We start from the raw sequence: 21,623 nt of genomic DNA, 5'->3' as shown, positions 1-21,623 counted from the left end.
ATTTCCCTCTCGCTATCGTCAGGAGGTAGTTCGATATGGATGATCCGAAAGGGCAGAGTCTCCCCCCTTACAACCGGCATAACCCGCGCCTGGCCATGCTGTTATCTGTCGTTCCCGGACTGGGACAGGTCTATAACCGGCGATACATGAAAGGCATCCTGCTCTTTGTCATTATGGCTTCCTTTCTTTTGGTGTTCGGAAATTTTCTGAATATCGGATATTGGGGAATTGTTACCCTGGGCACGCTGCAGGGCGTTGACGATTCCCGGGTCTTGCTCATTCAGGGGATCGTTTCGATCATCCTGACCGTGTTTGGACTAGGGGTTTATGTCTTTAACTTGAGGGACGCCAAGAAAGAAGCGGAACGCATTCGCCGGGGCTGGAGAAGATCAACCCTGCGCGAGGGATTCAAACAATCCTGGGATAAAGGGTTTCCCTACCTGTTGGTAGCTCCCGGTTTTCTGATGGTTGTTTTCGTACTGATGCTGCCGCTTTTCTTCATGATTGCCTTGGCCTTTACCAACTACAACATTTACAATGCACCGCCGCGGTTTTTGCTCAGTTGGGTAGGAATTAAGAACTTCATCAGTATTTTCTCCGTACCGATTTGGCGCAAAACCTTCTTCTCCGTCTTATCCTGGACGGTCGTGTGGACGATCGTGGCCACCACCCTGCAGATCGGCACGGCCTTGTTCCTGGCTATCATCGTGAACGACAAGCGCATCCGGTTCAAAAAGCTGATCCGCACGGTATTGATTCTTCCGTGGGCGGTGCCCGGGTTTGTTTCGATCTTGACGTTCGCCGCTATGTTCAACGATCAGTTCGGCGCGATCAACAATCAAATCTTGTCCGTGTTTGGGTTGTCCATCCCCTGGATGAGCGATCCGTTCTGGACGAAAGTTGCGATTATCTTTATCGAGGTGTGGCTGGGAACCGCCTTCGTCTTCGCACTGTTTACCGGGGTTCTTCAAAGCGTCTCCGGGGACTGGTACGAAGCGGCCGAGGTTGACGGAGCCAGCAAGTGGCAGAAGTTCCGCAATATCACGCTGCCCCATGTGCTGTTTGCGACGGCGCCGCTGCTCATTATGCAGTACACCGGCAATTTCAACAATTTCAATCTGATTTATCTGTTCAACCAAGGCGGGCCGCCGGTACGGGGCCAAACGGCAGGGTCGTCCGATATTGTCATCTCCTGGGTGTACAAGCTGACGTTTGATACGCTCAATTACAATATGGCTGCGGTCATTTCGATTATGCTCGGCATTATTGTCGCGACAGTGGCCTTCTTCCAGTTCAGAAGAACCCGATCCTTTAAGGAGGGAGGCAAGTTATAATGAGTGCCAAACTAAAGTCCAAACTGGAAGTTACCGGCATCTATCTTATTCTTCTGGTCGCCTTCCTGATCATCATCTACCCTCTCGTCTGGGTGTTTGGAATCTCGCTGAATCCGGGAACAAGCATGTACAGCGCCACGATCATCCCCAAGCATGCGTCGTTGGAGCATTATCGCTGGCTGTTCACCAACCCGGACAGCAACTACTTGCTGTGGTACAAGAATACGCTTATTGTCGCCAGCGTCAAGACGGTCCTGTCGCTGACGGTTACGCTGTTCCTGGCTTACGCATTTTCGCGGTATAACTTTGTCGGCAAGAAAAACGGCCTCTTCGTGCTCATGACGATCAAGATCTTCCCGGTCTTGATGGGCATGGTGGCCATCTATATCTTGCTGAGCCTGTTGGGCCTCCTGGATTCTCTGGTGGGGTTGACCTTGGTCTACATCGGGACCTCGATCCCGACCCATGCCTTTCTGGTCAAAGGGTATTTCGATACCATCCCCCGGGACTTGGACGAATCGGCAAAAATCGATGGCGCGGGCCACTTCCGGATCTTTTTCCAGATCATCCTGCCGCTCGCCGTACCGATTGTGGCCGTGGTTGCCTTGTTTAACTTCATGGCGCCGTTCATGGACTTCCTGCTGCCGCGAATCGTCATTCGCAGCCCGGAAAACTATACGCTCGCACTGGGGCTTTTCAACCTGGTCAACCAGGAGTTCGGCAGCAACTTTACCCGTTTCGCCGCAGGCTCCATTCTGATCGCCGTCCCGATCGCTGCCGTGTTCTTGTTCTTCCAACGCTATCTGATTTCCGGACTGACCTCCGGCGCAACCAAGAGCTAATGGGGTTTAGATGAATTCATAATAGACAGTGGGTGAGGGGTAATGGCGGATCCTTGGCATATTGGAACGCTGGACATGACGCTAAGGCTGGCTCTGTCCCTTATCCTCGGGGGGATCATCGGGTTTGAGCGGGAGATGAATCGGCACGCGGCCGGCCTCCGAACCAACATATTGGTGTGCATGGGCTCGACCTTGATCATGCTGTTGTCCATGTACGGATTCAGCCAGTTTGTCGACGAGACCAGCGTTCGGCTCGATCCCGCCAGGCTAGCCGCTCAAGTGATCAGCGGAATTGGCTTCCTGGGAGCCGGAACCATCATGCAAAAGGGCATGTTCGTGAAGGGACTGACCACGGCGGCGACGCTTTGGGTGATGGCAGCAATCGGATTGGCCGTAGGGGCCGGGTTTATCTACCCGGCCATCCTCACGTGCGGGATGGTATTCATCTCTTTGCGCATCCTTAACAAGATCGAGCACCGGTATTTCACCCCGACCACCTCCCGGGCCATCACGATCACCCTGAAAGCGGGCTCGGCTCACTCCAACAAAGTATACGAGGTTTTAACGTTGAATGAAGCCCGGATCAGCGAGTTGAGCATTCAGGAAAAGGACATGGAAGGGGCGCCTCTGCAAGAAATCTCGCTTCAATACACCGCGTCCAAAACCATGTCATGGATTGCTTTTGCGCAAAGCCTTAAAGAAATTCCGGACGTAACCTCTATCGAGTTTGGTGGATAAAATGGCTGGCCCATTTCTTGGCGTCATAGTAAAATATAGAAAGTGTCAGATGAGACGACGCCTGAGTAATTGTCCGTCAAAATGAGGTGACTTCGAATCGCTACCATAAGAGATATTGCCAAGATGGCTGGCGTTTCCCCAGCTACGGTATCCCGAGTCATGACGAATAAAGGGAATACTTCGGATGAGGTAAGGCAGAAGGTTGCCACGGCCATGGAACAAATGAATTACGTGCCCAACGCGCATGCCCAATCCCTGTCCTTAAAAAAAACAAACACCATTTGCTTTACGATTGCGAGAAACCCGAGGGAAATCCTCGGGAATTCGTTTTTCAGCGATGTGCTGTACGGAATTTCCGACGCGGCCAAATTGCAGAACTACAATCTTCAGTTCGCGATCTTTCATACCTTTGAGGAGCAAATGGCCTCGTGCATCAAGCTGTTCAAGAAAAAACAGGTGGACGGGTTTATCTTCACCAGCGTTCTCTCGCAGGATAAGGATGAACTGCTTCAAAACATGCAAAAGTACCGGATTCCTTATGTATTGATTGGCAGCAATATGTCCCACAACATGTTCTCCATTCATAACGACAACATTCGGGATAGCTATATGGCGACCCGTTATCTTCTGGATAAGGGCTATCGAAAGATGCTGCTGCTGGTTCCCAACCTGAAGCAGGATGTGATTTACGACCGGGTTCACGGGTACAAGCGGGCGGTTAAGGAGGCGGGCCTTGAGTTGTCCCACACGCATATTGTTCCTTGCAGCGATGACGAGTCGGACTTAAACCGGACTCTTGATGAACTTCGGGAAAGAGGCGTGTCGTTCGACTCGATCATGACGATGGACAGCATCACTTCCTTAAGCGCCTTGAAGTATTGTCAAACCAACGGACTGCGGGTTCCGGAAGAAGTAGGCATTCTTTGCTTTAATAATGCTCCCTTCCTGGACAAGGTTTCCCCATCTGTCAGCTGTGTAGACCCGAACCCCCACCTTCTAGGGAGTGAAGCGTTTAAAATGCTGATGGATCTCATTGACCCCCCGCCCGGGTCCGTGGTCAATAAGAGCATTCTGCTGCCCTCCACGATCCTGGAACGGCAATCCACCCAGAAAGGGCAGCTAACCGGGGCGCCGTAAGAAATGGGCGGAACTATCTCTAATTAAAGAAGTCCCTGTCGACGGTTGACCGTCGACAGGGACTATTTGAGGTTAGAGAGCGGACATAAAAATGGCGTTCCCGAGAGGATTCGAACCTCCGACCTGCAGTTTAGGAAACTGTCGCTCTATCCTGCTGAGCTACGGGAACGCAGCAACTAACATTATACCACCCGGGCCGCTCGTGGCGCAACTGGCGGACCGGCTTGAGGCTGCTACCGAAAAGGAACCCTTCGCCGAAGAAGCGGAGGGAGTTTGGCTTCCGAATTTATGAACAGAAGGACATTATAACCAATACGTCGAATGAGTAGGAATACAGGGATTTCCTTCCTGGGAATAAAGGCCTAAGACACCTCGGAAGTTGATGTTGACGGGAAGAGCCGATCTGAGGAGCAGCGATAGCGCTATGTTGGGTGCCGCTTTGTTTTGGACGACGGTCGTGGTAGTGGGAACGATGGGCTTGATTTCGGTGGTGGCGCATATAGACGAGAGGCGGGATCGAAAAAAATTCGAGAAGGACGATTTCCGGAGGCTCGGGTAGCGGAGCGTAAGCGGTCAACCGGACTTAGGGCCGGGCCATGGCCCGACTGCGGCGCAGCGCCGAATCGCCGTTTGGACTTTCCTCCCCCGGGTAAGAAGTAAGAAAACCCCCGAATGGGGCGGCGAGGAGGAAGGAACCTATGGGCAAGCATCAGCATGTCGCTCCCCATCCCGAGGGAGGCTGGCAGGTGATCGGCGAGGGCAACGGCCGGGCGACGGCGCGGACGGACACTCAGGCGGAGGCGATCAAGCGGGCAAACAAGATTGCCCGAAAGGAGCACTCGGAGGTGCTGATTCACGGCAGGGACGGAAGAATCCGCGAGAAGAACAGCTTCGGCCACGATCCATTCCCTCCCCGAGGCTAAAGGCAAGGCGATTGCTCTCCTAAGCGTCCGAATCGAATCCATCCAGGCCGTCGCAGATGCCGACGGGTTGCATTGACTGCAGAGATACCGTCTCTTTCGGAGGCGGTTTTTTTTATTTTGGCCGAAGGGCTTGACACTGTACATAAAAAGATTAAACTGTGTATATAATAATATTAACAGTTGAACTTGGCATACGAGGTGAGGGCTTGTACATCATATTGTCGAATAGCGATCCTTTGCCGCTCTATGAGCAGATCAAGAAGCAGATCACCGAGCAGATCGTCACCGGCAAGCTGCTTCCCGAAGAAGCGCTGCCCTCCATCCGCGCGCTGGCCAAGGAGCTGGAGATCAGCGTCATCACGGTGAAAAAAGCCTACGACGATCTGGAGGCGGAAGGCTTCATCGTCACCCGGCCGGGCAAAGGCTCGGTGGTGGCGCAGGCCGGCGCCGCTTTCGTCCGCGAGGCGAAGCTGAAGGCGATGCAGGATTCGCTTGAGGAAGCCATCGCCAAGGGAAGGGAGCTCGGCATGGAAGACGGCGAGATCCGGCATACTCTGGATCTGCTGCTCAAGGAGTTGTAGCGGCGCGGTCCGGTTAGGCGGCGGAGTTGGAACTTGGAACAAGTCAGAAGGAGGAGTAAAGCATGCAGGAGAGCGAATTCGCCCTGGAAGTGGAGGGGCTGAACAAGCGGTACGAGCGGTTCGAGCTGAAGGATGTCAGCTTCCGTATTCCGCGCGGGTATATCATGGGCTTTGTTGGCCGCAACGGGGCGGGCAAGACGACGACGATCAAATGCATTCTCGATCTGATCAAGGGGGACAGCGGCACGATTCGGCTGTTTGGCAAAGATCAAGCGGCCAACCGGATCGGCGTTCGCGACCGGATCGGGTATGTCAGCGAGGAATCGTACTTCTATGAGGACATGACGGCGGCTTGGACAGGCAAATTCGTCAGCCGGTTCTACTCGCGGTTCGACGCGAAACGGTTTGCCGGTTGGCTGGACCGGTTCCAGGTCGACCCTGGCAAGAAGGTCAAGGAGCTGTCCCGCGGGATGAAGGTGAAGCTGTCGCTCGCGCTCGCCCTGTCCCACGAGCCGGAGCTGCTGATCCTGGATGAACCCACTTCCGGGCTCGACCCGGTTATCCGCAACGAGCTGCTTCAGGTTTTCCTGGAGCTGATCCAGGATGAGCGCTGCACGGTGTTCTTCTCTTCGCATATCTCGTCGGATATGGAGAAGATCGCCGACTACATCACCCTGCTCGATAATGGGCGGGTCCTCCTTTCAAGTGGCAAGCACGAGCTCTTAGATGGTTGGACGATCGTGAAGGCGGACAACCGTTTCCGCAGCCGGGAAGTGGACGCCTTGCTGACCGGCGTCAAGGCCACCGACTTCGGGTACAGCGGCATCGTCCAGGACCCGGTCCGTTTCCGGCGGACGTTCTCGGCGGCTTTTCCGGGAGCCGACTTCAAGACGGAGCGGTTGACCATCGACGAGCTGCTGCTCCGGCTAACCCGGGAAGGGGTGGCGTCATGATCGCGTTGATCGCCAAGGATTTTGCCGTGCAGAAGCGATCGCTCGTGCTGTTCTTTGCCATCGGCCTCATGATCTTCTTCATGTACGCATCGATGGGAGACGCCAATTGGGCGACGACGATCTTCCCGGTATTCGTGGTCGGCTACAGCTTTGCCAATCGCACCCTGTACGAGGACGAACGGAATCATTCGCTTCGGTTGCTGCTCGCCTTTCCGCTCCCTCGGCGGAAGATCGTCCAGGCCAAATATGTCAGCATTGCGATCGTCTTCCTCGGCCTGCTCGTAATCTTCTGGGGAATCGGAAGCTTGTTTGGGCTGAACGAAGGAGGGACCGAGCTCGCCCTGCTCAGCCTGTGCGCAACGCTCTTCGGCTTCAGCCTGCTGGTCTCGCTTTATCTGCCGATGGCCTTCAAGCTGGGAATGATCAAGGCGCAGACGTTTCAGAGGCTCTTCCTCATCGGGCTCTTCGCCATCGGTGCAGGCGGAGGCTTCCTCTTCTCCGCGTTCGGCTCCAAGGGCGACGATCCGCCCGCCTGGCTGACCGACTTGCTGGAGAAGGCGTCGCGGTTATCCCCGTCCCTCTGGGCGGTGCTGCTGTTCGCGATTGCGGTCGTCATCTACCTGTTGTCTTTAGCCGCTTCAATCCGTCTCTTCGAGCGCCGCGAGCTGTTCTGAGGCGGCTCGCCGTACGCTCCTGCGCTGCACTAAGCATAAGAACCCGCCTCCCGAGGCAACGTCTTCGGGGGCGGGTTCTGTTGGCTTCAACGGCAGAGAAGGGCTTCCTCGATCGCTTCGGGACGCGAGGGGCGGCCGATCAGATAGCCCTGACCCTCGTGGCAGTTGTTCGACCTCAGAAAATCGAGCTGCTCGGCCGTTTCCACGCCCTCGGCGATGACCTTCAGGTTCAGGCTTTTCGCGAGCGTGATGATGGTGGTAACGATCTCCGAATCCGCATGGTCGGTATAGATGTTGCGGATGAATGACTTGTCGATCTTCAGTGCATCGATCGGCAGCCGGTTGAGGTAGCTCAGCGAGGAATAGCCGGTGCCGAAGTCGTCGATCGAGATGTAGATGCCCATGGCCTTGAGATGCTCCAGGATGTGCACGGTGTGCTCGCCCTGCTTCATGATCGTCTCTGTGATCTCCAGCTCCAATTGATCGGCGGAGAGCTGCTCTTCCTCCAGCACCCGCTCCACCAGCGCCGGCAAGCCGGGGTCTTGAAGCTGCTTGACCGACAGGTTGACGGCGAGCCGCTCTCCCGGGTTGCCGGTGCTGAGCCATTTGCGGAATTGGCGGCAGCCGGTGCGCAGCACCCATTCGCCGAGCGGAATGATGAGCCCGCTCTCCTCGGCGACGGGAATAAATTCATCCGGCGAGATCGGGCCCCATTCCGGATGATCCCAGCGCAAGAGCGCTTCGAACCCGGTGAGCTTGCCGGTTTCCAGGTCGACCTTCGGCTGGTATTCAAGCCGCAGGCTGTCGGTCTCCAGGGCGCTGCGCAGCCCCTTGTCGATCTCGACCTTGCGCAGCACCTTCTCGGTCATATCGGCGGAGAAGAAGCGGAAGTGGTTCTTCTCGTGCGTCTTGACGTGATACATCGCCGTGTCGGCGCACTTGATGAGGGTGTCGACGTCTTGTCCGTCCTGCGGGTAGAGGCTGATGCCGATGCTGGGGCTGGTAAAGCATTCCCGTTCGCCCAGCCGGTACTTGCGGCTGAGCGACTGCTTGATGTAGAGGGCGTGCTCGCCGGCTTCCTTCAGGGTAACGTTCCGCAGGATCACCGTGAATTCGTCGCCGGCCAGGCGCGAGACGGTATCCTGCTCCCTCGCGCATTCCTTCAGGCGGCGGGCCACCTCGATCAAGAGCTGGTCGCCCATCTCGTGGCCGAGCGAGTCATTGATGAGCTTGAAATGATCGAGGTCGATGAACAGCAGCGCAAGCGACGAGTGCGCCGGCTGGGATTCGATGCAGGCCGCCAGCTTGTCGCGGAAAAACCGGCGGTTGGGTAAGCCAGTGAGCGCGTCGTGGAAGGCGTAGTGGCGGATGCGCTCCTCCTGGAGCCGTCTCTCCTGAATGTCGCGGAAGACGAGCACGACGCCGGAGACCCGGCCCTGCTCGTCATAGATCGGCGAGGCGCTGTCGTCGATGGGCAGCTCGCTGCCGTCCCGGCGGACCAGACAGGTCTCGGCGGGCATGTCCACCGGACGCCGCTCGGAGATGGCCCGATAGATCGGGCTCAGCACCGGCTCCCGCGTCTGCTCGTGGTAGATCGGCATGACCGTCTCGATCTTCCGGCCGAGCGCTTCCTCCGAGCTCCAGCCGGTGAGCTGGGCGGCGACCGGATTGAGGTATTGCACGTCGCCGACGGCGTCGGTGGTAATCACGCCGTCTCCGATGCTGTCCAGCGTGATCGAGAGGCGGTTGCGGCTCTCCCGGAGCTGCTGCTCCTGTTCCTTCAGGGCCGTGACATCGACGACGGACCCGATCACCTTTTCCAGGCTCCCGTCCTTGTCCAGCAGCGGCCGAAACGATTCCTGCACCCAAATTTCCCGCCCGTCCGGCTGGATCAGCCGGCACTCCCGGGTCACGTTCTCTCCCGCCGCAATTCTCTCCCAGACGGCTTCGTACGTCAGATTATCGTCCGGATGCAGGATGGTCCGCCAGAACAGCGGGTCTTTGAGGAAGGCGGCGTGGTCGTAGCCGCACAGCTTCTCGATTTCCCGGGAAACGGAGATTTCGCCGGTCTTCTGGTTCCAGGACCAGATGGCGGAGCCGACATGGTCGAAGATTTGCGTCAGCTCGGTGGTCTTGCGCTTGAGCTCCCGGGCATTGTCGTGGGAGCGGAGCTGTTCGCTGGCGAACAGGTAGCTGAGCGAGCTAACCGGGATGAGAATGAGGCAGTAGAGGGCTGTCGTTTTTAACGCCGGGAGCGTTCCGGGAATGACCAGCATCAGACAGACGGCGGAAAAGGCCACCGTACTGGCGTTCATCCAGATCCATTCCTGGAAGGGAGGGCGCCGCAGGCGCTTGATGAGAATGGCGCCCATGGCGATCAGACAAAGGTTGGCCACCGCAATCTCGGAGGCAAAGTTAACGCCGTACAGCAGCACCCGGACGGCGCCGATGACAAGGGCGGCCAGCACCGAGGCGAACGGGCCCCCGAAGGCGGCGGCCAGCATCACCGGAACCGCGCGGAAATCGACGATTACGTGCTCGGCCGCTTTTACCGTAAACAGCATGAGCAGAATGCCGAGCAGTCCGCAGCCCAGTCCGTGCAGCACCTGCGCCTTGGCTCGGGACAAGGCATCGCCGATCCGATCCGTCAATTGATAGAAGAAGAAGAGAAAGGCGATCAAAAGCGCCCCGTTGATGACCAATTCTTTACCCATAGCACACCCGCTTTATTTCGTCCGTTCCCTACCTATTCGACACGGTTCCCCTTTTCCCTGTCCGCCGCTGGCAAAGAAACCCGATTTTACGATTTGCCAAAATAATTCCGATATCAATTGACAGGAACGATCCAGCGGTATGGCCGGGTCGCTTCGATGCGATGTGAGGGTGAGGACCTTCACCTCTGGGTAGGCGTCATCGTCGCCTCGCAGATGGAAGTCGCCCGCCACCCCGAGCGGGCCTTTGTCGAGCTCGTCGATGAAGCTCTCGCGGTCATGGAAGAAGGCTTTCCTTTATAAAGGAATAACCCCTCAGACCGATCTTACCAAAAGGCCGTTTCCGGCTTGATCGAGCAGATGCTCGGATCAGCCGGGAAACGGCCTTTTTTTAGCAGACTCTAATCCAAAAAAAAGTAGAAATGGTATGCAACCCGCCCTTAAGAAGAAGTGTATATCTCTATAGTAGACAGCCGTTCTCGGCCATTCCAGCGGGGATGGCAAGGGATTCTACGCCAGGGAGGGAATACGTTGAAGATAACCCGGTTGACCGCTCTGCTCACATTGGCAGCGATGCTCGTTCTCTCGCTTTCGTCCAGCTCGGCGAGCGGGGAGAAAATCATGACGGAAGACGAGTTTATGGAGATCTCCGCGAAGCAAAATGCCATGCTTTACCTTATGGATAAGGCAAAGAAGGAGATGGAGGCCAATCATCCCGATTCCTTTGGCGGTATTTACTTTGACGAAGCTCAACCTGTCTTGTTGCTGGCAGGGACCAAGGAACAGGTAGATGTGCTGGCCTCGACCGTGGACAGCCGGTTCACCGTAAGGCGGGTAAAGAACTCCCAATACCAGTTGGAAAACACGGTGCTGGAGATAAATCGTTTATTCGGTGTAAATTCAGACGAACGTCATTATCCGGAGCAAAATGGGAAGAGGGTGAACGTCTCCTGGGGAATAGATACCGCGGCCAATAAAGTGGTTGTGATGACAGATGATGAACATGCGAAGGAGCTCATTCGGAATCAGTTCTCGAAAGATCTTTATTATTTCACGGGAGCGCTTGAATTGTTCGTCGAGCAATCTTCTGCTGCTGATCCAGGTAGATAAAGGAGACCAGGAAAGAAGCTCTCCCGTCTAAAGGCAGGTCCTGCCGGTCACAGGATCTGCCTTTTTGGCATGCGTCTATTCCATCCGGTGTAAGCGGAGGCGGCAAACAGGATGACGATCGGCATGAGCGGCAGCGCGTAGCGCGAATGGGGCAGATAGACCATGTGCAGCAGGGTGAAGTAGCCGAGCAGGCTGATCAGGGTGACGGCGTCGCGGCTGCGGCGAGCCCGGTACAGGCCGACGAACCCGGCGGCGAGGAGCAGGTAATGGGCGGCAATGGCGGCGGCGAGCGGAATGCCCGGCAGCGGCATCCAGTAGAAGACGTCTCCCCAGAACAGCAGGAATTTGCCGACGGTATACCAGCTGGCATACACCCAGAACCGGTGGGCGAAGCCGTCCTTCAGCCGCTCTACGGCGTGCCGGGTGTCGAGCTCGTCGTTCACCCAGAGGTTGTCGGTCGTATGCCAGGTCTTCTGTTCGTCCAGGAACAGCGCCGGAACCGTCCACGGGTAAGTGCCCAAGAGGAGCGGATTGCCCGAGGACTTGGTGAGCGGGATGAACTCGCCGCCCGATACCCGCTCGTTGCGTACCCACCACGGAGTGAGGCAGAGAACGAAGACGAGGGCCGCGGCGAGGCCGCAGCGCAACAGCCGGGCGAAGGGAATCCGCTTGCGGACGATCAGCAGCAGGAAGAACAGGCCGGGCCAGAGGGCGACCGTCGGGCGGACATAGACCGCGGCGGCCCATGCGAGACCGAAGAGGAGCGCGTTCGCGTAGGTTGGCTTGGCTTCGGCGCGCAGAGCGGCGGCGATGAGCAGGAACAGGACCGCGATGAACAGCGACTCGGTGAACAGGAAGTTCGAAATCAGCCAGAGCGGCGGATAGAGGCTGGCGAGCAGCACCGCGATGAAGGCGGTCCGCTCGCCGAACAGGCGGCTGCCGATGCGGAACAGGAGCCACAGCGCCGCCGTGATCAGCACCGCCTGGATCACCCGGACGGTTTGAGCGGCCGCCGGGCCGGTGCTGCCGACCAGCTTCATCACCAGCGCGAGAAAGGCCGGGTAGGCCGGCGTGATGAAGGCGGTCGGTTGGCTCGGATCGTTGTAGGTCAGCGTCCCCTGCTCCAGCAGAATGCGGGCGGAGCGCAGGTATTCCCGGTCGTCGGAGCGGTAATCGTACTGCGTTCCGGCCGCCAGCACCAAGAGGATCTTCAGCAGCAGCGTGAAGCCGAGCAGCAGCAGGCAGGCCTTTCGCGGCGGCAGAAGGCGCAGGAAGCGGCTTGCCTTGCGACCGGCGTCCCGAATTGGCCGGAGAACGGGCGTCATGCCCCTCGCCTCCGGCGACTCAGCTTGCTCCATTCCGGCAGGGCGATGCCGGCGAGGATGACGAGCACGCCGACCCACTTCAGCCAGGTCACGGTCTCGCCGAGCACGAGGGCGGACATGAGCACGGCCGTCGGCAGCTCGGCGGCACTGAGAATCGAGGCGAGGCTGCCGCCGGTTCCGGGAGCGCCGATCGCGAAGAAGAGCGTCGGAATCACCGCGCCGAATAGGGCGAGCAGCAGCGCCCATAGCAGCAGCCCTTGGCCGAGCGCGCCGTTCGCGAGGAACGAGGGCGGGTAGACGATGAAGCTGACGAGGAGCGAGCCCGCGCTCATGATCAGGCTGCGGCCGAGCGGCGCCCCTTGCGGCGCTATCCGGCTGCTGAAGAGAATGAACAGGGCGTAGGTGACCGCAGAGGCGAGCCCGAGCAGGACGCCGGCGAGGTCCGCTCCGCCGAAGCCGCCCGGCAGGACGCCGCCGGCGAGCAGGGTGCCGGCGAACAGCACGAGAATCGCCAGCCCTTCCAAGGCGGACGGCAGCTTGCGGGAGAGGAGCGCATCGACGAGCACGCCGATCCAGGAAAACTGAAACAGCAGGACGATGGCGAACGAAGCGGGCAGGCTCTGAAGCGCGCCGTAATAGAAAATCCCCGTCGACGCCATGAGCGCCCCGACTCCGGCAAGCTTCAGGCCGTCCTGCGCGGCAAGCGGCGTTCCCCGGGACAGCCCGGCGAAGATTCCCGGGCGCTTGCCGGAACGGGTCCGTCCGGCCAAGAGCCGCGAGACCAGATAGGCCGCTGCCATCAGGAGAAAGCCGGCAAAGTTTTGGCCGCCGACCACCTCGTCGACGGTGAAGCCGCGGTCGTACGCAAAGACCACGAAGGTGGACAGCACGCCGTAGCTGCAGGCTCCGGCCAAGATCAACCATTTCGATATCGATTTCACGGGTTACGCTCCTTTTGACGGTCATCGGGTCGTTCCGGCCGGGCGAGGGCGGAATCGCCTTCGTTCCCTTCCGGACTCTCGGTCGCGGCGGCGGTAGGCTCCGGCGGCAAAGCTTCCGATGGGGAAGGGCCGCCGGTCCCCTTGCTTCGGCGCAGGCCGCGGAAGAATTCGGTCAGCTCCCGGGCGCACTCCGCTTCCAGCACGGAGGGGATCACCTCGACGCGATGGTTGAAGCGGGGCTCCTGCAGCAGGTTCATGAGCGTTCCCGCACAGCCTGCCTTGGGATCGGAGGCGCCGAAGACGACGGTCGGCACCCGCCCTTGGACAATGGCTCCAGCGCACATCGGGCAGGGTTCCAGGGTGACATACAGCGTGCAGTCGAGCAGCCGCCAGGCGTTCAGGGCCGCGCTCGCTTCGCGGATGGCGATCATCTCGGCGTGGGCGGTCGGATCGGCGGCGGTTTCCCTCAGGTTGTGGCCGCGGCCGATCACCTCGCCGGCGCGAACGACGACTGCGCCGATCGGCACCTCGCCGAGCACCTTGGCTTTGGCCGCCTCGGCAAGCGCTTCCCGCATCCAATAGTCATGAACGATTTGGCTCTCAGGCATACGATTCTCCGTTTCTTCCGGATGTTACTCATCGAACATCCATTCTGTTGTTAACATGTTGTGGATAATTCTGTGGATAACCGGGTGGTTCGGTGGACAACTCCACTTATTTTACTTGGCTTGGCGGGGATTGGCAAACGGGCCTGTGCGCGCGAGACCGAAGGAGAAAACCGGGAAAAAAGCGGACCTTTTCCCAATAAAATAGGCGAACGTAAGTTTGCATATCTTCCGAAAAAGGGAGTATACTATAGGAACAAACGTTCCGAATGAAACGGATTAAGACGGATGCGAGGAGGCTTCCGAATGACGGGTACCTTTGATCGATATGTGGGGCATATGGTGGATATTATCTATTTGGACCGCGAGAACAAGCTTACCCAGCGGCGAATCAGCGTGCTGAGCGCCGATCCGGACGGCCTCACCGCCTACTGCTGGAAACGGCGCGCTCCCCGTCTGTTCAAGAACGAGAATGTGCTCGCCGTCATGCCGGTTCGCCGCCGGACCAGCTAGGAGCGGCGGACTTTCTGGCCCCGCCGCTTAACGCCGTGCTATAATGAGGGAGTTTCAGGGAAATTCCGACATTTTTCACGGATTCGGAGGGAAACCGGGGCCCATGAACTCCATCACTGCCTCACTCATCACGTTCGTGTCGATCTCGGGTGTCCTCAGCCTGCTGATGGGGCTGTACGTCGCCTCCATGAAGACCCCTTTTACCGGCAAATGGGCTTTTATCGGCGTCTCGGTAACCGCTACCCTCTACATATTCGGATTCGCCATGGAGCTCGCCAGCACCACGCTCGCGGAAATCAAGCTGTGGGCCGTAGTGGAGTATATGGGGATCGCCCTCTGCCCGCCCTTCTGTGTGCTTCTCGTGATGCACTACAGCGCCATGGAGAAGTGGCTGCGCGCCAAAATCAAGCTGGCCTTGTTCCTCCTACCTTCCATCACCCTCGTCCTCATTGCCACGAACGAGTGGCATCACCTCTTCTACCGCTCCATTTACTGGCGGGCGGACTCTCCCTTCCCTACCACCGACGTCGTCATGGGCGATTGGTATATCGTCCAGGGCAGCTACACCTTCGGCTGCCTGATGCTGGCCGCGCTCATTCTCATGCGGCAGTGGAAGCGGACGCCGGCTTACCGCAAGCAGGTGACCGCGATGCTGGCGGGACATCTGCTGCCCATCCTCGCGGCTTTTCTCTACCTGATCGGGCTTACGCCCTATGGGATCGATCCGGTGCCGTTCGTGCTCGCGATCACCTCCGCTTGCTACATCTGGGCGATCCGAACCACCGGGATGCTCGATATCGCGCCCATTGCCCGCGAACACATCTTCGACAGCATGCGCGACGGCGTCGTCGTCTTCGACCCCTTCGACCGGCTGGCCGATTACAACCGGGCCGCCGCCCGGATCGTCTCCGCGCTCAGGCCGGAGCATCTCGGCTACCGCCTGGACCGGCTTCAGGCCTTCGAGCCGCCCGGCAGCCTGCTCGCCCGGCTGAATCCCTCCGATCTGGAAGCGGGCCAGCGGATTCGGCTGGAGCGGGAGGGCGCTTCGTTCTATTATGAGGTTTACGCCTCGCCGGTCCTCAACCGGGCCGGGCGAACCGTCGGCCGGATGCTCAGCCTGCTCGATGTGACCGAAGCGGCCGTGAGCGAGGAGCGCCTGCGATACCTGGCGACCCATGACGGACTGACGCAGACCTACAGCCGGGCGTATTTCCTAACGCAAGCGGACGAGCTGTTCCGGGACTGCGCTTCGCGGGGCGAGCCGTTCTGCATCCTGCTGCTGGACATTGACTACTTCAAGCAGGTGAACGACCGCTACGGACATTTTGCCGGCGACCGCGCGCTGGTGCATGTGGTCGGAATCTGCGAGCGGCTGCTTGGCGAAAGCAATCCGTTTGCCCGGTACGGCGGGGAGGAGTTCGTCGCCGCGCTGCCCGGCATGGAGCTTGCCGCCGCGCGGCGGGTAGCCGAAGCGATCCGCGCCGAGCTTGCGGCAAGCCCGCTGACGCACGGCGGCGAGCGGATCGCGCTCACCGCGAGCCTCGGCTTGGCCGACGGCACCGAGGAGGGGAGCACCCTCACGGGGCTCCTGCACCGGGCGGACGAAGCGCTGTATCAGGCCAAAGCGAATGGACGCAATGCGGTTTATCCGCTCGTGTCCTGACGTATGGCGAAATCCGGCGCCAACCGCGAATGGGCGAACGGTCCTTGCGTGTAGCGTTGACTTTTTGAGGGCCTTCCTATCCTTTTGGCGGCTTTTTCTGTATAATAAAAAGGATGTACTCTTTCAGATGACAAGGAGTGTTCCATAGATGGCATTAAAAGCCGGAATTGTCGGTCTGCCCAACGTGGGCAAGTCCACGCTGTTCAACGCCATTACCCAGGCGGGCGCGGAGTCGGCCAACTATCCCTTCTGCACCATTGATCCCAATGTAGGCGTGGTCGAAGTCCCGGACGAGCGGCTTCAGGGCCTGGCGAACATCGTCACCCCGAACCGCATCGTGCCCACCGCCTTTGAATTCGTCGATATCGCCGGTCTGGTCAAGGGCGCGAGCAAAGGCGAGGGGCTCGGCAACAAATTCCTCGCCCACATCCGCGAGGTGGACGCGATCGTCCATGTGGTGCGGTGCTTTGAGGACGAGAACATCACCCACGTCTCCGGCAAGGTCGATCCGGTGAGCGACATCGAGACGATCAACCTGGAGCTGATTCTGGCCGATCTCGAGTCGGTCGAGAAGCGGATCGACCGATCCCGCAAGAACATGAAGGGCGGCGACAAGAAGTATGCCGCCGAAGTGGAGCTGCTGGAGCGGATCAAGGAAGCCCTCTACGCCGACAAGCCCGCGCGCAGCGTCGAGCTGTCCGACGAGGAGCGGCAGATGCTCCGCGACCTGCCGCTGCTTACCATGAAGCAGATCGTCTACGCGGCCAACGTCAGCGAGGCCGAGGCGGGGAACGCGGATGCCAATCCGTACGTGCAGAAGGTCAGGGACTACGCCGCAGCCGAAGGGGCCGAGGTGGTTCCGATCAGCGCCAAGGTGGAGTCGGAGATCGCCGAGCTCGAAGGCGAGGACAAGGAGATGTTCCTGCAGGAGCTGGGGCTGACCGAGTCCGGGCTCAACCGGCTCATTCGGGCTGCTTATAAGCTGCTCGGGCTGTACACGTATTTTACGGCCGGGGTGCAGGAAGTCCGCGCCTGGACGATTCACCAGGGGACGAAGGCGCCGCAGGCGGCCGGAGTCATCCACACCGATTTCGAGCGCGGCTTCATCCGGGCCGAAGTCGTCTCCTATGATGATCTGATCGCCGCAGGCTCCATGGCGGCGGCCCGGGAGAAGGGCCAGCTGCGGCTGGAGGGCAAGGATTATGTGGTGGCGGACGGCGATGTGATGCACTTCCGCTTTAACGTTTAGCCATTGAACGCTTTCTACCCCAGAACCGGAGGCCGAGGACCGATGTGACCCGAAAGCCGTGCGGGCAAAGATGACCGCAATTTCCCCTGACGATTCAGGGAGCCGCATACGAAAGGAAGGAACCATCATGCTGGACCGTCTGCAAGCGTTGGCAGACCGATACGACAAGCTCAGCGAGCTGCTGTGCGATCCGGATGTGGCGAACGACTCCGCCAAGCTGAGGGAATACTCGAAGGAGCAGTCCGACCTTCAGGAAGCGTACGACGCCTATAAAGAATACCGGACCGTCTGCGAGGAACTGGATGCCGCCAAGGCCATGCAGAATGAAAAGCTCGACGACGACATGCGCGAGATGGTGAAGCTGGAGATCGAGGAGCTCTCCGGGCGCAAGGAAGCGCTCGAGGAGCGGCTCACCGTGCTGATGCTGCCCAAGGACCCGAACGACGACAAGAACGTCATCGTCGAAATCCGCGGGGCGGCAGGGGGCGACGAAGCGGCGCTGTTCGCAGGCGACCTCTACCGGATGTACACCCGCTACGCCGATGCCCAGGGCTGGAGGGTCGAGGTGCTCGATTCGAACGTGAACGACCTCGGCGGCTTCAAGGAAGTCGTGTTCATGGTGAGCGGCAAGGGCGCTTACAGCAAGCTGAAATACGAGAGCGGCGCGCACCGGGTGCAGCGCATTCCTGTGACGGAATCGGGCGGCCGGATTCACACCTCCACCTCGACGGTGGCGGTCATTCCGGAAGCCGAGGAAGTCGAGATCGACATCAAGGAAAGCGACATCCGCGTCGATACCTTCTGTTCGAGCGGCGCGGGCGGCCAATCGGTCAACACAACCAAATCGGCGGTGCGTGTCACGCACGTGCCGACCGGCATCGTCGCCACCTGCCAGGACGGCAAGTCGCAGAACTCGAACAAAGAGAAAGCCCTGCAGGTGCTGCGGGCGCGCATTTACGACAAGTTCCTGCAGGAAGAGCAGGCCAAGTACGCCGACGAGCGCAAGAGCAAGGTCGGCACCGGCGACCGCAGCGAGCGGATTCGCACGTACAACTTCCCGCAGAGCCGGGTGACGGACCACCGCATCGGCCTTACCCTGCACCGGCTGGACAGCGTGCTGAACGGCGATCTCGAAGAGATCATCGGCTCGCTGACCGTGGCGGCGCAGGCGGAGCTGCTGGAGAAGGCGGAGTAACGCTGCCAGCCAATGACTCGAAAAAGCACGCAGGACCTAGGATAACCTGGTGCCGGGCTGCTTCCTTGTCGCTTCTAAGGCGGTAGAAGGTAGCCCGGGAAGGAAGAAAGAAGGAGCCGAACCGGATGAACGAACAACAGCAGCCCACCATTCGCGAAGCCTATGTTCAGGCTTCTTCTTTTTTGCGGGAAGCGGGCATCACGGAGCCGGAGGTCAGCGCCCGCCGACTGCTCGCGAAGCAGCTCGGCGCAAGCGACACCGAGCTGCTCTGGCGCTTTCCCGAGCCGTTCCCGCCGGAAGCGGCGGCGGGGTGGCCGGCCGTGCTCGCGCGGCGGGCCGAGGGGGAGCCGCTGCAGTATATCCTCGGGGAGCAGGAGTTCTACGGGCTCCCCTTCCAAGTCACGCCGGCCGTCTTGATTCCCCGGCCGGAGACCGAGCTGCTCGTGGAGGCCATCGTCCGCCACGGCAAGCGGATGTGGCCCGGCGCCGACGCTGCGGCGGCGGGGAACGACCCTTCCGTGCTGGCCGCCGATATCGGCACGGGCAGCGGGGCGATCGCCGTGACGGCGGCTACCCTCTGCCCGGGCTGGCGCATCGCCGCCGTCGACCTGTCGCCGCAGGCCCTCGCGGTCGCGCGCGGCAATGCCGAGCGGAGCGGGGCCGATGCGGGGATTCGCTGGCTGGAGGGCGATCTGCTGGCGCCGCTTCAGGCCGCCGGGCTTCAGCCCGACATCCTGATGTCCAATCCGCCGTATATCCCCTCCGGCGATATTGCCGGTCTGCAGCGCGAGGTGCGCCAGCATGAGCCGCTTCTCGCGCTCGACGGCGGCGGCGACGGCCTGGAGCCGTACCGACGGATGGCGGCCCAGATGGCCGAGTACGGCATCTGGCCCCGTCTCGTCGGCTTCGAGGTCGGCATCGGCCAAGCCGACGAGGTGGCGGCGCTGCTTAGGGCGACCGGCCGGTTCGACTGGCTGGAGATCGTGCCGGACTACGCCGGAATTTCCCGGCATGTGCTCGCCGGCCGCGACCGGGATTGACGTGAGCCGGTTGGGGATGCGGACCGGGTGCATCGCCTATCCGAGTGAGACGCACACCGACAACCGGCACATGCGGCGAATTGAAAGAGGCTTCCTGTCTCCCGTTTATCCAACGGGGACCGGAAGCCTTTTGTTCAGATTGGCGAGAGGGGGACGGCCAGCTTCGGCAGACGGAGACGAAGGAGACCGATCCAGACAGACCAAGACAGACCAAGACAGACCAAGACAGACCAAGACAGACCAAGACCGACCAAGACCGACCAAGACCGACCAAGACCGACCAAGACCGACCAAGACCGGCCCGAGGTACTCCCTCTCCCTAACGTTCCTGGATTAGGCGAATCCCTAGCCTACCGGGTCGATTCAACCTCCCGCCCGTACGGCAGATAGAGCGTGAACCGGCTGCCGCGCCCCGGCTCGCTGTCGAGCTGAATGAACCCGCCGAGCAGCTTGGCGAATTCCCGGGAGATGGACAATCCGAGGCCGGTGCCTCCATACTTGCGGCTCGTCGTGCCGTCGGCTTGGCGGAAGGCTTCGAAGACGATCGCCTGCTTGTCCTCGGGAATGCCGATACCGGTGTCCTCGACGGCGAGAGCCAGCCATTCCGGACTGCTGCCGCCGGAGTCCGCCGAAGACGGCGTTGACGAAGACGGCGCAGACGCGCCGCTCGCCGGGTCCGGCGGCTGGGGAGCGGGCTCCGGCGCCGGTTCGAAGAAGGAGCCGAAGATCTCGAAGTCCGACAGCCTCTCCGGCATCCGGTCCGCTTGCCGGAAGAAGGCCTCCAGGACATCCATCCGGTCTACCGCCTGGATGGATAAGCGCACCGAGCCTTGCTCCGTAAACTTGAAGGCGTTGGAGAGCAGATTCATCAGAATCTGCTGCAGCCGCTGGCCGTCCGTGTAGATGAGCGCGGGCAGTTCGGGTCCGAACACGAGCTCGAAGGCGAGTCCCTTCTGTTGGGCAAGAGGGCGGAAATGGCGCTCCAGAAGCTGCGGCAGCTCGCCCAGGTTGACCGCCTCCCGGATGATCTCGATTCGTCCCGCCTCCACCTTGGACAGGTCGAGGATGTCGTTGATGAGACGGAGCAGGTCCTGCCCGGAGGAGTAGATCATCTCCGCGTAGCTGACTTCCTCGGGCGGGAGCGTGCCGGCCCGGTTCTCGGCCAGCAGCTGGGAGAGGATCAGCATGCTGTTCAGCGGTGTGCGCAGCTCGTGGGACATGTTGGCGAGGAATTCGCTTTTGTATTGGTTGCTGAGCTGCAGCATATGCGCATGCTCCTCGAGCGCGGCCGTCGTCCGGACCAGCTCGGCGGTTTTGTCCTGGGCGATCTCGTATTGGACGGCAAGCTCGTAATTGGCTTCCTGCAGGTTATCCTGTCGGCGGAATTCCAACTGAAAATCACGCAGAATGAGCGAGAAAGCCAGGCTGAGCAGCACGCTTATCGGAAAGGTAAGCACAGCGATATCGGTCAGGTATTTACCGGCGGGAATGACGCCGAACACCGCGATGACGAGGACGTTCGTCAGGTTGATGGTGAAGACGAAGCTCAGGCATTTTTTCCAGAACCCGGCTTCGCGTTTCCTCCAATATTCATGCAGGGCCGCGGCGACGAGGCCCAGGATCGTCATGTTCAGGCAGCCGACCCAGGAGGCCGTGGTCAGGGAAAAGGTGAGCCGCGTGAGCCCGATACCGGCGCCGATCACGATCAGCCAATAGGAGGGGCCGACGAACAAGGGAGCAATGATGAGCGGGACGAAGCGCAGGTCGAACAAGACATTTTCCGCGAGCGGCAGTCCAAAATACATTGAGACCCATCCGCCGAGGATGGCGGCCAGGGCGAAGAGGAGATTTTGCGTTCGGCGAACCATGCCTTTCAGCAGGTACTTATTGAAGACGCTGGCGAGGTAGGTCAGGGTGAGCAGGATGCTGATATTCGCAAAAAAGGTTTTGTACCAATGCACGCGGCAAGCCTCCGATCAAGCAAAACGGTGAACACTCTACGCCAAATCATAACACAAACCAAACGCAAAGGCGTAGGAGTCGGGGAGTGATCCTTCTAGCAAATGGAATTGATAGAGAGGTTTAAGAG

General features: G+C 59.7%; 19 protein-coding genes, 1 tRNA gene and 1 pseudogene. 15 read left to right on the top strand and 6 right to left on the bottom strand.

Annotated elements, in window-relative coordinates; translation table 11 throughout:
- Window positions 1-35 precede the first annotated feature (35 nt).
- The 4 genes from ACSEXS_RS20685 to ACSEXS_RS20670 all read left to right on the top strand — a co-directional run bounded on the left by ACSEXS_RS20685 (window position 36) and on the right by ACSEXS_RS20670 (window position 4,051).
- Window positions 36-1,334, top strand: a complete 1,299-nt coding sequence (locus ACSEXS_RS20685) for a carbohydrate ABC transporter permease (RefSeq protein WP_438435151.1) — start codon at window positions 36-38, stop codon at window positions 1,332-1,334.
- A complete protein-coding gene (locus ACSEXS_RS20680) occupies window positions 1,334-2,176 on the top strand; it encodes a sugar ABC transporter permease (protein WP_438435150.1) in 843 nt (280 codons plus the stop codon). The genes ACSEXS_RS20685 and ACSEXS_RS20680 overlap by 1 nt, the downstream gene beginning before the upstream one ends.
- 42 nt (window positions 2,177-2,218) lie before the next feature.
- A complete protein-coding gene (locus ACSEXS_RS20675; protein ID WP_438435149.1) occupies window positions 2,219-2,914 on the top strand; it encodes an MgtC/SapB family protein in 696 nt (231 codons plus the stop codon).
- Between the two features lie 96 nt (window positions 2,915-3,010).
- On the top strand, window positions 3,011-4,051 hold the full coding sequence (locus ACSEXS_RS20670; protein ID WP_438435196.1) for a LacI family DNA-binding transcriptional regulator: 1,041 nt from the start codon (window positions 3,011-3,013) through the stop codon (window positions 4,049-4,051).
- A gap of 92 nt (window positions 4,052-4,143) precedes the next feature.
- Here the strand turns inward: ACSEXS_RS20670 and ACSEXS_RS20665 are convergent.
- Window positions 4,144-4,220, bottom strand: a tRNA-Arg gene (locus ACSEXS_RS20665).
- 529 nt (window positions 4,221-4,749) lie between these two features.
- On the opposite strand from ACSEXS_RS20665, the gene ACSEXS_RS20660 reads away from it, so the two are divergent.
- From ACSEXS_RS20660 to ACSEXS_RS20645, 4 genes are all read left to right on the top strand, one after another.
- The gene (locus ACSEXS_RS20660; RefSeq protein ID WP_438435148.1) at window positions 4,750-4,974 is read left to right on the top strand and encodes a DUF2188 domain-containing protein; all 225 of its coding nucleotides are present in this window, start codon (window positions 4,750-4,752) and stop codon (window positions 4,972-4,974) included.
- A 206-nt stretch (window positions 4,975-5,180) separates the two neighbouring features.
- Window positions 5,181-5,555 (top strand): GntR family transcriptional regulator, encoded by a 375-nt coding sequence (locus ACSEXS_RS20655; protein ID WP_438435147.1) that lies wholly within the window; start codon window positions 5,181-5,183, stop codon window positions 5,553-5,555.
- Window positions 5,556-5,617: 62 nt separating this feature from the next.
- Window positions 5,618-6,508 carry an ABC transporter ATP-binding protein gene (locus ACSEXS_RS20650; RefSeq protein ID WP_438435146.1) on the top strand — a complete coding sequence of 297 codons (891 nt, stop codon included), beginning with the start codon at window positions 5,618-5,620 and terminating at the stop codon, window positions 6,506-6,508.
- Entirely contained in the window at window positions 6,505-7,182 is a 678-nt protein-coding gene (locus ACSEXS_RS20645) for an ABC-2 transporter permease (RefSeq protein ID WP_438435145.1), read from the top strand. The genes ACSEXS_RS20650 and ACSEXS_RS20645 overlap by 4 nt, the downstream gene beginning before the upstream one ends.
- A gap of 86 nt (window positions 7,183-7,268) precedes the next feature.
- On the opposite strand, the gene ACSEXS_RS20640 is transcribed toward ACSEXS_RS20645, so the two are convergent.
- The gene (locus ACSEXS_RS20640; protein WP_438435144.1) at window positions 7,269-9,896 is read right to left on the bottom strand and encodes an EAL domain-containing protein; all 2,628 of its coding nucleotides are present in this window, start codon (window positions 9,894-9,896) and stop codon (window positions 7,269-7,271) included.
- A 156-nt stretch (window positions 9,897-10,052) separates the two neighbouring features.
- Between ACSEXS_RS20640 and ACSEXS_RS20635 the strand changes: the two genes are divergently transcribed.
- Both ACSEXS_RS20635 and ACSEXS_RS20630 read left to right on the top strand, forming a co-directional pair.
- Window positions 10,053-10,196, top strand: coding sequence for a hypothetical protein (locus tag ACSEXS_RS20635; RefSeq protein WP_438435143.1), 144 nt, complete (start codon window positions 10,053-10,055; stop codon window positions 10,194-10,196).
- A 228-nt stretch (window positions 10,197-10,424) separates the two neighbouring features.
- The gene (locus ACSEXS_RS20630) at window positions 10,425-11,003 is read left to right on the top strand and encodes a hypothetical protein (RefSeq protein WP_438435142.1); all 579 of its coding nucleotides are present in this window, start codon (window positions 10,425-10,427) and stop codon (window positions 11,001-11,003) included.
- A gap of 47 nt (window positions 11,004-11,050) precedes the next feature.
- Here ACSEXS_RS20630 and ACSEXS_RS20625 read toward each other — a convergent pair whose 3' ends face one another.
- From ACSEXS_RS20625 to tadA, 3 genes and pseudogenes are all read right to left on the bottom strand, one after another.
- Window positions 11,051-12,328, bottom strand: coding sequence for an ArnT family glycosyltransferase (locus ACSEXS_RS20625; protein ID WP_438435141.1), 1,278 nt, complete (start codon window positions 12,326-12,328; stop codon window positions 11,051-11,053).
- A complete protein-coding gene (locus ACSEXS_RS20620; RefSeq protein WP_438435140.1) occupies window positions 12,325-13,269 on the bottom strand; it encodes an EamA family transporter in 945 nt (314 codons plus the stop codon). Before ACSEXS_RS20620 ends, ACSEXS_RS20625 begins: the two co-directional genes overlap by 4 nt.
- A 140-nt stretch (window positions 13,270-13,409) precedes the next feature.
- Window positions 13,410-13,877 (bottom strand): annotated as a pseudogene (tadA, locus tag ACSEXS_RS20615) (tRNA adenosine(34) deaminase TadA); the annotation flags it as partial.
- 303 nt (window positions 13,878-14,180) lie between these two features.
- Here tadA and ACSEXS_RS20610 point away from each other — a divergent pair.
- From ACSEXS_RS20610 to prmC, 5 genes are all read left to right on the top strand, one after another.
- On the top strand, window positions 14,181-14,387 hold the full coding sequence (locus tag ACSEXS_RS20610; RefSeq protein ID WP_438435139.1) for a hypothetical protein: 207 nt from the start codon (window positions 14,181-14,183) through the stop codon (window positions 14,385-14,387).
- 103 nt (window positions 14,388-14,490) lie between these two features.
- The gene (locus ACSEXS_RS20605; protein WP_438435138.1) at window positions 14,491-16,050 is read left to right on the top strand and encodes a histidine kinase N-terminal 7TM domain-containing diguanylate cyclase; all 1,560 of its coding nucleotides are present in this window, start codon (window positions 14,491-14,493) and stop codon (window positions 16,048-16,050) included.
- A gap of 148 nt (window positions 16,051-16,198) precedes the next feature.
- On the top strand, window positions 16,199-17,299 hold the full coding sequence (ychF, locus tag ACSEXS_RS20600) for a redox-regulated ATPase YchF (RefSeq protein ID WP_438435137.1): 1,101 nt from the start codon (window positions 16,199-16,201) through the stop codon (window positions 17,297-17,299).
- Between the two features lie 127 nt (window positions 17,300-17,426).
- A complete protein-coding gene (gene prfA, locus ACSEXS_RS20595) occupies window positions 17,427-18,494 on the top strand; it encodes a peptide chain release factor 1 (RefSeq protein WP_438435136.1) in 1,068 nt (355 codons plus the stop codon).
- Window positions 18,495-18,619: 125 nt separating this feature from the next.
- Complete coding sequence (gene prmC / locus ACSEXS_RS20590) at window positions 18,620-19,534, top strand: peptide chain release factor N(5)-glutamine methyltransferase (protein ID WP_438435135.1); 915 nt, start codon at window positions 18,620-18,622, stop codon at window positions 19,532-19,534.
- Between the two features lie 350 nt (window positions 19,535-19,884).
- Here the strand turns inward: prmC and ACSEXS_RS20585 are convergent, their stop codons facing one another.
- The gene (locus ACSEXS_RS20585; protein ID WP_438435134.1) at window positions 19,885-21,495 is read right to left on the bottom strand and encodes an ATP-binding protein; all 1,611 of its coding nucleotides are present in this window, start codon (window positions 21,493-21,495) and stop codon (window positions 19,885-19,887) included.
- Window positions 21,496-21,623 lie beyond the last annotated feature (128 nt).

Origin of the sequence: Gorillibacterium terrae (genome assembly GCF_051594785.1) — a bacterium.
In the GTDB taxonomy this organism is placed as follows: Bacteria; Bacillota; Bacilli; order Paenibacillales; family NBRC-103111; genus Gorillibacterium.
This window is presented reverse-complemented; position numbering and strand designations above follow the sequence as displayed.